The sequence below is a fragment of the Litorisediminicola beolgyonensis genome (genome assembly GCF_042679605.1).
In the GTDB taxonomy this organism is placed as follows: domain Bacteria; phylum Pseudomonadota; class Alphaproteobacteria; order Rhodobacterales; family Rhodobacteraceae; genus Litorisediminicola; species Litorisediminicola beolgyonensis.
The window spans coordinates 1-8,765 of sequence record NZ_JBHTMU010000070.1 but is presented as its reverse complement, the minus strand read 5'-3'; the positions used below and the strand labels follow the sequence as shown (position 1 = coordinate 8,765).

Sequence of the window (8,765 nt, the reverse complement as noted above, 5' to 3'; positions counted from 1 at the left end):
AGATTAGACATATCACCGCTCTGTTTTCGTGCGGTGAATCATGCCCTTCGGCTCAGATCAATGGGTCCTGAGCCTAGAGCTTACCTGAGTATAATTGAAACCAAAGGGAAGCGCGTTACCATAAAAGGCAAGCCCCTAGTAGAGCTGTCCCTAAAGTTGAGAAACTTAGGGCAATCCCCCGCGAGACATGGAAAAGTAACTATTGCCAGATTTGCAATGACACTTCTAGAAAAGAAGCTCCCCCCAAACGAGCTTAAAGAGGTCTGGAGAAAAAACAAGGATAGTTATGCGCAATTTTTCCAAATAGCTGCCAGCCAAGAAACAAGTGTGCCCGTTACCGTAAAAAATAATCTTGCAGTAACCGCTCGTAGAGAATGTGATGAAACTGGCATTCACGCTTACTACGCCATAATAGAATGGTACGATATTTTCGGGGACAGGAATTCTGAAGTTTTTACACTTTTCTCAGAAGGAAATTACGCCGAGGATGAGGTTTTCGATTTGAGCCATCAGATTTTCTTTGGCGTTACTAAAGGTGCCGCTTATTAGGATCAAGGCAGGCAGGAAGGTCGAAATAACAACCAGCCCCACCTGATGCGCCTCCCAGATAGAAGCGCAAACATTCCCGGAGAGCGCCACGGTCAGCGCCCCTCGCCTGTCCCACCACCGCCACCTCGCGACACGCTTGCCAATCGCGCGCCCCGCGCCAAGATGCGGGCATGACCCACAGCTACGCCTCAGGCCGCCTCAACCTGCCCTTCACCGGCATCTGCACCTTCGCCAAGGCCCCGCATCAACCCGACTGGTCGGCGCTCGACTGCGATGCCGCGATCCTCGGCGCGCCCTTCGACGCGGGCACCCAGTGGCGGGCCGGGGCGCGTTTCGGGCCGCGGGCTGTACGCGAGGCCTCGACGCTCTTCTCCTTCGGCCATGCCGGCGCCTATGACCACGAGGACGACGTCACCTATCTCGGCCCCGAGACCCGTCTTCTCGACATGGGCGATGCCGATATCATCCACACCGACACCGAGGGCTCGCACCGCAACATCGAGGCGGGCGTGCGTGCCGCCCTCGCCGCAAAGGCCCTGCCAGTGGTGATCGGAGGCGATCATTCGGTCAATATCCCCTGCCTACGCGCCTTCGACACCGAAGGGCCGATCCATGTCCTCCAGATCGACGCGCATCTCGATTTCGTCGACGAGCGCCACGGCGTCCGGCACGGCCATGGCAACCCTATGCGTCGTGCGGCGGAGCACCCTTACGTCACGGGCCTCACCCAGCTCGGCATCCGCAATGTCAGCTCCACCGCCCGCGAGGGCTACGAGGACGCGCGCCGGATGGGCTCGGACATCCTGTCGGTCCGCCAGACCCGCGCCCTTACGCCCGAGGCCATAGCCGCCCGCATCCCCGCAGGCGCGCGGGTCTATGTCACGCTCGACATCGACGCCTTCTGTCCCTCGATCGCCCCGGGCACCGGGACGCCCAGCCATGGCGGCTTTCTCTACTACGAGGTCTTGGAGATCCTGCAGGCTGTCGCCAGGCGCCACGAGGTGGTCGGGATCGACCTCGTCGAGGTCGCGCCGGATTACGATCCCACGGGGTCCACCGCGATCCTGGCGGCGCAGGTGCTGATGAACCTTCTGGGCTTCGTCTTCCACGCCAGCTCGCTGGGCGGCTGAGCTTTAACCGTCACCTCATCTTTCCGCGCCAAGATGCAGCCGTGTCACGGTATTCGACCCGATTCGGGCGGGCCTGCCCAAAGCGGTTGCGCGATGCGGTGCACAGCTCTTCCATAAGGAGCAAGAGCAGACGCAGACCCGCAAAAGAGGTCCCGACCCCATGACCCAGCCCCTGAAGGGGACACTTGTCCTCGACCTGACCCATGTTCTGGCCGGACCCTTCGCGGCCAAGACGCTCGGCGATCTCGGTGCCCGGGTGATCAAGGTCGAACCGCCCGGGCGCGGCGACGACGCCCGCGCCTTCCCACCCTTCAAGGGTGAGAAATCCGCCTATTTCGCCGCGATCAACCACGGCAAGGCCTCGATCGCCCTCGATCTCGAAGAGGACGCGGACCGCGCCACCTTCGACCGGCTCCTCGCCCGCGCCGACGTTCTGCTGGAGAACTTCCGCCCCGGCGTGCTCGAGCGGCTGGGCTATGGCTGGGCGTCGCTCAACCAGCGCCACCCCTCGCTGATCCTGGGCTCTGTCTCGGGCTACGGCCAGACCGGTCCCGACGCCAAGCGACCCGCCTATGACGTGATCGTGCAGGCGCGCGGCGGCGTGATGTCGCTGACCGGCGAGGCGGCGCATGCGCCGGTGCGCGCAGGCGCGGCCATCGGGGATATCGCGGCGGGCATGTATCTCGCCCAGGGCGTTCTGGCGGCGCTCTTCGACCGGACCTCGACCGGCAAGGGTCGGCGGATCGATATCTCGATGCTCGACTGCCAGGTGGCGATGCTCGATCACGCCGTGGCGATGGCCAGCGCCACCGGCACGGTGCCCGGACCGACCGGCGCGCGCCACCCGGCGGTCGCGCCCGCCGACGCGTTCCAGGCCTCGGACGGCGCCTTCGTCATCACCGCGGGCAATGACGCGCTCTTCGAGACGCTCTGCCTGACCCTCGACCTGCCCCTCGCCGACGATCCGCGCTTTGCCACCAACCGCGCCCGGGTCGACAATGCGCGCCTCCTCAAACGCCTGATCGAGGCGGTGACCCTGGGTGCGACCCGCGGCCACTGGATCGCGAAGCTGACCGCCGCGGGGGTTCCGGTCGCGCGGATGCAGGATATCGGCGAGGTGCTGAAGGACCCGCAGATCGCGGCGCGCAACATGATCGTCGACGTGCTCGACCGAAACGGGCGGCCCGCCTTCAAGGCCGCGGGCAACCCGATCAAGCTCTCCGATGCCGAGGACCGCACGACCCGCGGACCCGCCCCCGATCTCGACGGCAATCGCGGCGAGATCCTGCGCTGGCTCGACGGCGCCTGAGGCGCTTCGGACATCTCTGACGCTCCCCCCGCGTCGCACAGCGATGCGCCGAACCGGGCCAGCGCGACAGCGCGTCACCGGGAGGCCCCTTTTCAATCGCGCCGCCGCGACTATGGTGCGCGCGCGATGAGCCGGGAGCCCTGTCCATGTCAGACCAACCGCTTGTGATCTTCACGCCCTCCGGCAAGCGCGGGAGGGTCGCGCGCGGCACCACCGTGCTCGATGCCGCGCGCAGGCTCGGGGTCGATCTCGATTCGGTCTGCGGCGGGCGCGGCATCTGCTCGAAATGCCAGGTCGCGCCGCAGCAAGGCCGGTTCGAGAAGCACGGCATCACCGTCGGCCCCGAGGCGCTGTCGGACTGGAACGCCGTCGAGGCGCGCTATGACGAGAAGCGCGGCCTGAAGCCCGGGCGCCGGCTCGGCTGCCAGGCGCAGATCCAGGGCGACATGCTGATCGACGTGCCGCCCGAAAGCCAGGTCCACCGCCAGGTCGTGCGCAAGGCCGCCTCGGCCCGCGCGATCACCATGGACCCGGTCACGCGGCTCCATTTCGTCGAGGTCGCCGAGCCCGACATGCACGAGCCCACCGGCGATCTCGAACGCCTCTCCGCCGCGCTTGCCCGCGACTGGGGCCTCGACGGCGTCCGCCTCGCGCCCGCGCTGCGCCCCGGACTGCAATCCACGCTCCGGCGCGCGAACTGGCGGGTCACCGCCGCGGTCGCCACCCCGCGCGAAGGCGCGGCGCCGGTGATCACCGCGCTCTTTCCCGGGCTGCACGAGGGCGGCCTCTACGGGCTCGCCATCGACCTGGGCTCGACGACCATCGCCGCGCATCTGACCGATCTCGAGACCGGCCAGGTGATCGCCTCCTCGGGGATCATGAACCCGCAGATCCGCTTCGGCGAGGATCTTATGAGCCGGGTCTCCTACGCCATGATGACCGAGGGTGGCGCGGCCGAGATGACCGGCGCGGTACGCGAGGCCATCGACACGCTGGTCCCCGAGATCGCCGCCGAGGCCGGGATCGCGGTCGAGACCATCCTCGAGGTCGTCTTCGTCTGCAACCCGGTGATGCATCACCTGCTCTTGGGGCTCGACCCGGTCGAGCTGGGACAGGCGCCCTTCGCGCTCGCCACTTCGTCCGAGATCGAGACCGATGCGGGCGCGCTCGGACTGGCAGCCCTGCCTCCCTCGGCGCAGATCTACCTCCTGCCCTGCATCGCCGGTCATGTCGGCGCCGACGCCGCCGCGGTGGCGCTCTCCGAGGCGCCGCAGCTCTCCGACGACCTGGTGCTGATCGTCGATGTCGGTACCAATGCCGAGATCCTCCTGGGCGACCGCAGCCGGGTTCTTGCCTGCTCCTCGCCCACGGGGCCTGCCTTTGAGGGCGCGCAGATCTCCTCGGGCCAGCGCGCCGCGCCGGGCGCGATCGAGGCGATCCGCATCGACCCAGAGACCCGCGCGCCGCGCTTCCGGGTGATCGGCTCGGATCTCTGGTCCGACGAGCCGGGCTTTGCCGAGGCAGTGCGGACCACCGGCGTCACCGGCATCTGCGGCTCCGGCATCATCGAGGCCGTGGCCGAGCTTCGCATCGCGGGGCTGATGGACGAAAGCGGTCTCATCGGCTCGGCCGAGCAGACCGGGTCCGAGCGCTGCGTGCCCGACGGGCGCACCCATTCCTATGTGGTCCATGACGGCACCGCCGAAGGCGGCCCGCTCATCACCGTCACCCAGAACGACATCCGCGCGATCCAGCTGGCGAAATCGGCGCTCTATGCTGGTGCGCGGCTCCTGATGGACGAGCGCGGCGTCGATACCGTGGACCGCGTCGTGCTGGCCGGGGCCTTTGGCGCGCATATCTCGCCCCTTCACGCGATGGTGCTGGGCATGATCCCCGACGTGGCGCTCGACAAGGTCACGAGCGCCGGGAATGCCGCCGGAACCGGCGCGCGCATCGCGCTCTGCTCGCGCGCCGCGCGGCGCGGCATCGAGGCCGAGGTCCGGCGCATCACCAAGGTCGAGACCGCCATCGAGCCGCGCTTCCAGGAGCATTTCGTCGCCGCCAACGCGATCCCGCACAAGACCGACCCGTTCCCGCATCTGACGCAGCATGTCAGCCTGCCGGATGTCGCCTTCGGTGCCACGGGCAGCCGCGACGGCGGGCGCAGACGGCGGCGGCGCTGACCGGGCACGGAACGGGCGGTCAGAGCCGCTCGGGTCCGGCGAGGCCGATATCGGCGGGCGACACGGCCACGGATTTCAGGACCGCGAAACAGGGCGCGCCGGGCTCCAGCCCCAGCGCCTCGGCGCTGCGGCGCGTGACCCGGGCGAGAAGCGTGTCCGAGCCCACGCGCAGCTGCGCCACCACCCCCGGCCCAGAGCCGCGCCGCATCGCGATCACCGTCGCGGGCAGCACGTTCAGGGCCGACAGTCCTTCGGGGCGGCGAGAGGCCAGAAGCACGTCCTGGGCGAGGATGCGGATGCGCAGCGACACGCCCGGCGCGGCGTCGATCTGCGGCAGCCAGAGCGTGCCGCCCGACACTTCGAGCTCGGTCAACCCGTCGCCCGATTGCGCACGGACCCGCGCCTGCATGACCGAACCGGCCTCGCGCAGGCCGATCACATGGACGAGATCCGGGTCCGAGAGCAGCGCCTCGGACGGACCGGCCTTGAGCACCCGGCCCCCGTCGATCAGCACGATATGGCGCGCGAGCCGCGCGACCTCGGCGATGTTGTGGGAGACGTAGAGGATCGGTACCCCGGCCTCGGCGCAGAGCCGTTCGAGATAGGGCAGGATCTCGGCCTTGCGCGCGCCATCGAGCGCGGCGAGGGGCTCGTCCATCAACAGCATCTCGGGCTCCGACAGAAGCGCCCGGCCGATGGCCACCCGCTGCGCCTCGCCGCCCGAGAGCGTGCCGGGCCGACGGTCGAGCAGCGCCTCGAGACCCAGAAGCGCCGCGGTCTCGTCGAGCCGACCGCGGCCCCGGCGCGCATAGATCAGGTTCTGTCGCACGCTCAGATGCGGGAAAAGCCGCGCATCCTGGAAGACAAGCCCAAGACGGCGGCGATGCACCGGAACGCAGATGCGCGCCTCGGTATCGAGAAGCACGCGGGGTCCGAGCGCGATCCGCCCCGCATCAGGTGCAAGTAGCCCCGCAATCGCCTGAATGACCGAGCTTTTCCCGGCTCCCGAGCGCCCGAAGAGAACGGTCACGCCGGACGGCGCCTCGAAGGCGATGTCGAGCGCGGTGTCGGGGAAATCGTGGCGGAGCGCGACCGAAAGCGTCATCGGACGACCCCCTCTGCGCGCACCAGATTTTTATCAAAAAATCTGGTGGTTGACCGTGTTTCCTGTGCCGGCTCGGTGCCTCGCCCGATGGTGAGGCCCAGATTTTTAATTAAAAATCTGGGCGCGGAGGGGGGCATGGTTGTGCTCATTGTCCCGCCACCCGGCGCGCGACCCGGCGCGCAAGCCATTCCGACACCAGAAGCGCGCCCATCGACAACGCCACCGAAACCCCCACGAGCGCCAGCGCCGCGCGCTCGCCTCCGGGGATCTGCAGGAAGGCGTAGATCGCCGAAGCGATGGTGCGGGTCTCGCCGGGGATGTTCGACACGAAGGTGATGGTCGCGCCGAACTCGCCCATCGCCTTGGCGAAGCCGAGAAGCGCCCCGGCCAGCAGCCCTGGCAGGATCAGTGGCAGGGTGATCGTCAGGAATACCCGCGCGCGGGACGCGCCGAGCGTGGCGGCGGCCTCTTCGAGCTTGGGATCGACCGCCTCGAGCGCCAGCCGGATCGCCCGCACCAAGAGCGGAAAGGCCATGATCGCCGCCGCAAGCGCCGCGCCAGTCCAGCGGAAAGCGAGCGTCACGCCAAACCAGTCCCAGAGGAGTGCACCGAGCGGTCCCTGCCGCCCGAAGCTCAGAAGCAGGAGGTAGCCCGTGACCACCGGTGGCAGGATCAGCGGCAGGTGAACCAGCCCGTTCAGGAGCGCATGGCCCGGAAATCGCCGCCGCGCGAGGAGGTAGGCTACCGCGAGACCCGGCGGCACGCTCGCGAGTGTCGCCACGAGGGCGACGCGCAGGGACAGGGCAACCGCCTGCCAGGCCTCGGGTCCAAGCGTTTCCATGCGTTTGGCCTAGCTTATCGCGGCGGCGGGACAAAGCCGTGTTCGGCAAAGACCGCCTGCCCTGTCGCCCCGGAGAGCCAGTCGAGAAATGCCCGCGCGGCGTCAGGCGCCGGACCGGCAGCGGTGAGGGCGGCGGGATAGAGGATCGGATCGTGGGTCTCGGGCGGCACGGTGTAGACCACATGCACCCGCGGCTCGGCCCTAGCATCGGTCGCGTAGACCGCCCCGAGCGGTGCCTCGCCCAGCGCCACGAGCGCCAGCGCCGCGCGCACGTTGTCGGTCTCGGCCAGCCGTGGCTGCAGGGCCTCCCAGAGGGAGAGGGCTTTCAGCGCCTGCGCGGAGTAGATGCCCGAAGGCACCGCTGCGGTCAGCGCCGTGGCGAGCCGTCCCTGCGGTCCGAGCCGCACCATGAGATCGGTCTCCGACGTCAGCTTCATCGGGGCGGCCCCTCCCGCGCCCGGGGCCACGAGCACCAGCGCGTTTCCGGCAAGGGTCACCGGTGGTGGAGGTGCCAGCGCGCCTTTCGCTTCCAGCCACGCCATCCACTCGGCATTGGCGAGGACCACCAGATCGCCCTCTGCGCCCGCTGCGAGTTGCCGCGCCAGCGTCGAGCTTCCGGCGAGGACGAGCGTCACCTCGTGACCGCTCTCCTCTTCCCAGGCCGCAGCCGCTGCGCCCAACACGTCGCCGAGGCTCGCCGCCGCGAAGACGGTGATGCGCTCGGCCAGGGCCGGGCCTGACAGAAGGCTGAGGAGAAGTACAAGGACGAAGCGCGGCATGATCGGGATCGGGGTTCAGGGCATCCGGGCGCGAGACTGCGCTCAAGGCGCCAGGCGGCGCAAGCCCTGCGAAGGTGCCGTGCCGCGCGGTCAGGGATTGAGAACATAACACGAACACACTACACTCCCCTCATGACCGCCGCCCTCGCCCCCCTCCTCTCCCGCAGGTCCCACCGGACCGGTCCGGCGCTGACGCTCGGGCCGGACATCGCGCTCGCGCAGGGCCGCGTGCACGAGATCTGCGGCCGCGCCCGGCGGAGCCTGGCGCTGCGGCTCGCCGCCGAGACCGAGGGGCCGGTCGTCTGGATCGCCCCGAGCTGGGGCACCGATCCGCTCGGGCTCGACGGTGTCGCCGCGCTGGTCGCGCCCGCGCGGCTGGTGTTCCTCTCTCCCGCCCGGACCGAGGACCAGCTCTGGTGCCTGGAGGAAAGCCTGCGCTCGGGCATGGTGCCGCTGGTGGTGGCCGATCTCTCCGAGCCGCCCGCCCTCACCCCGGTGCGGCGGCTGCACCTGGCCGCCGAGGCCGGCACCGCAGAGGGCGGCCCGCCCCCGACCGGGCTGCTGCTGACCCCGCGCGAAGGCGGCGCGCCCGGGGTGGAGACCCGGTTCCGGATCGAGCCCGACCACGCGCCGGGAGAGACGCGCTGGCGGCTCGATCGGCTGCGTGCCCGGATGGCCCCGCCCCGCAGCTGGACGCTGGGCCCCGGGATGACGGTCGCGCCGGAACACGCCCCGGCCTGAGAGCGGGCATCGACCGGCCGGATCCGCGCCGACCCAAGCCACCAGCTCGACCCAAGTCACCGGGTCACCGGGTCACCGGGTCACCGGGTCACCGGGTCACCGGGTCACCGGGTCACCGGGTCACCGGG

General features: G+C 69.0%; 8 protein-coding genes. 5 read left to right on the top strand and 3 right to left on the bottom strand.

Annotation, left to right across the window (positions count from 1 at the left end; all coding sequences use genetic code 11):
• From ACFQ4E_RS20180 to ACFQ4E_RS20165, 4 genes are all read left to right on the top strand, one after another.
• Positions 1-549, top strand: a 549-nt coding sequence (locus ACFQ4E_RS20180; RefSeq protein ID WP_386806339.1) for a hypothetical protein, incomplete at its 5' end; no start/stop codon positions are given.
• 170 nt (positions 550-719) lie between these two features.
• On the top strand, positions 720-1,679 hold the full coding sequence (gene speB, locus ACFQ4E_RS20175) for an agmatinase (protein ID WP_386806338.1): 960 nt from the start codon (positions 720-722) through the stop codon (positions 1,677-1,679).
• Positions 1,680-1,839: 160 nt separating this feature from the next.
• Positions 1,840-2,988: a CaiB/BaiF CoA transferase family protein gene (locus ACFQ4E_RS20170; protein WP_386806337.1), complete on the top strand. Its 1,149-nt coding sequence runs from the start codon at positions 1,840-1,842 to the stop codon at positions 2,986-2,988.
• Between the two features lie 146 nt (positions 2,989-3,134).
• Positions 3,135-5,171, top strand: coding sequence for an ASKHA domain-containing protein (locus ACFQ4E_RS20165; RefSeq protein WP_386806336.1), 2,037 nt, complete (start codon positions 3,135-3,137; stop codon positions 5,169-5,171).
• Between the two features lie 19 nt (positions 5,172-5,190).
• On the opposite strand, the gene modC is transcribed toward ACFQ4E_RS20165, so the two are convergent.
• From modC to modA, 3 genes are all read right to left on the bottom strand, one after another.
• Positions 5,191-6,276: a molybdenum ABC transporter ATP-binding protein gene (modC, locus tag ACFQ4E_RS20160; RefSeq protein WP_386806335.1), complete on the bottom strand. Its 1,086-nt coding sequence runs from the start codon at positions 6,274-6,276 to the stop codon at positions 5,191-5,193.
• Between the two features lie 145 nt (positions 6,277-6,421).
• A complete protein-coding gene (modB, locus tag ACFQ4E_RS20155) occupies positions 6,422-7,117 on the bottom strand; it encodes a molybdate ABC transporter permease subunit (protein WP_386806334.1) in 696 nt (231 codons plus the stop codon).
• 14 nt (positions 7,118-7,131) lie between these two features.
• Positions 7,132-7,896, bottom strand: coding sequence for a molybdate ABC transporter substrate-binding protein (gene modA, locus ACFQ4E_RS20150; RefSeq protein ID WP_386806333.1), 765 nt, complete (start codon positions 7,894-7,896; stop codon positions 7,132-7,134).
• Between the two features lie 132 nt (positions 7,897-8,028).
• Here modA and ACFQ4E_RS20145 point away from each other — a divergent pair, with 132 nt between their 5' ends.
• Complete coding sequence (locus ACFQ4E_RS20145) at positions 8,029-8,637, top strand: ImuA family protein (RefSeq protein ID WP_386806332.1); 609 nt, start codon at positions 8,029-8,031, stop codon at positions 8,635-8,637.
• Positions 8,638-8,765: the final 128 nt, after the last annotated feature.

Bases quoted from the DNA above. Each gene is read 5' to 3' on its own strand.
- speB (WP_386806338.1), top strand. From the start codon at position 720: ATGACCCACAGCTACGCCTCAGGCCGCCTCAACCTGCCCTTCACCGGC.
- ACFQ4E_RS20170 (WP_386806337.1), top strand. From the start codon at position 1,840: ATGACCCAGCCCCTGAAGGGGACACTTGTCCTCGACCTGACCCATGTT.
- ACFQ4E_RS20165 (WP_386806336.1), top strand. From the start codon at position 3,135: ATGTCAGACCAACCGCTTGTGATCTTCACGCCCTCCGGCAAGCGCGGG.
- modC (WP_386806335.1), bottom strand. From the start codon at position 6,276: ATGACGCTTTCGGTCGCGCTCCGCCACGATTTCCCCGACACCGCGCTC.
- modB (WP_386806334.1), bottom strand. From the start codon at position 7,117: ATGGAAACGCTTGGACCCGAGGCCTGGCAGGCGGTTGCCCTGTCCCTG.
- modA (WP_386806333.1), bottom strand. From the start codon at position 7,896: ATGCCGCGCTTCGTCCTTGTACTTCTCCTCAGCCTTCTGTCAGGCCCG.
- ACFQ4E_RS20145 (WP_386806332.1), top strand. From the start codon at position 8,029: ATGACCGCCGCCCTCGCCCCCCTCCTCTCCCGCAGGTCCCACCGGACC.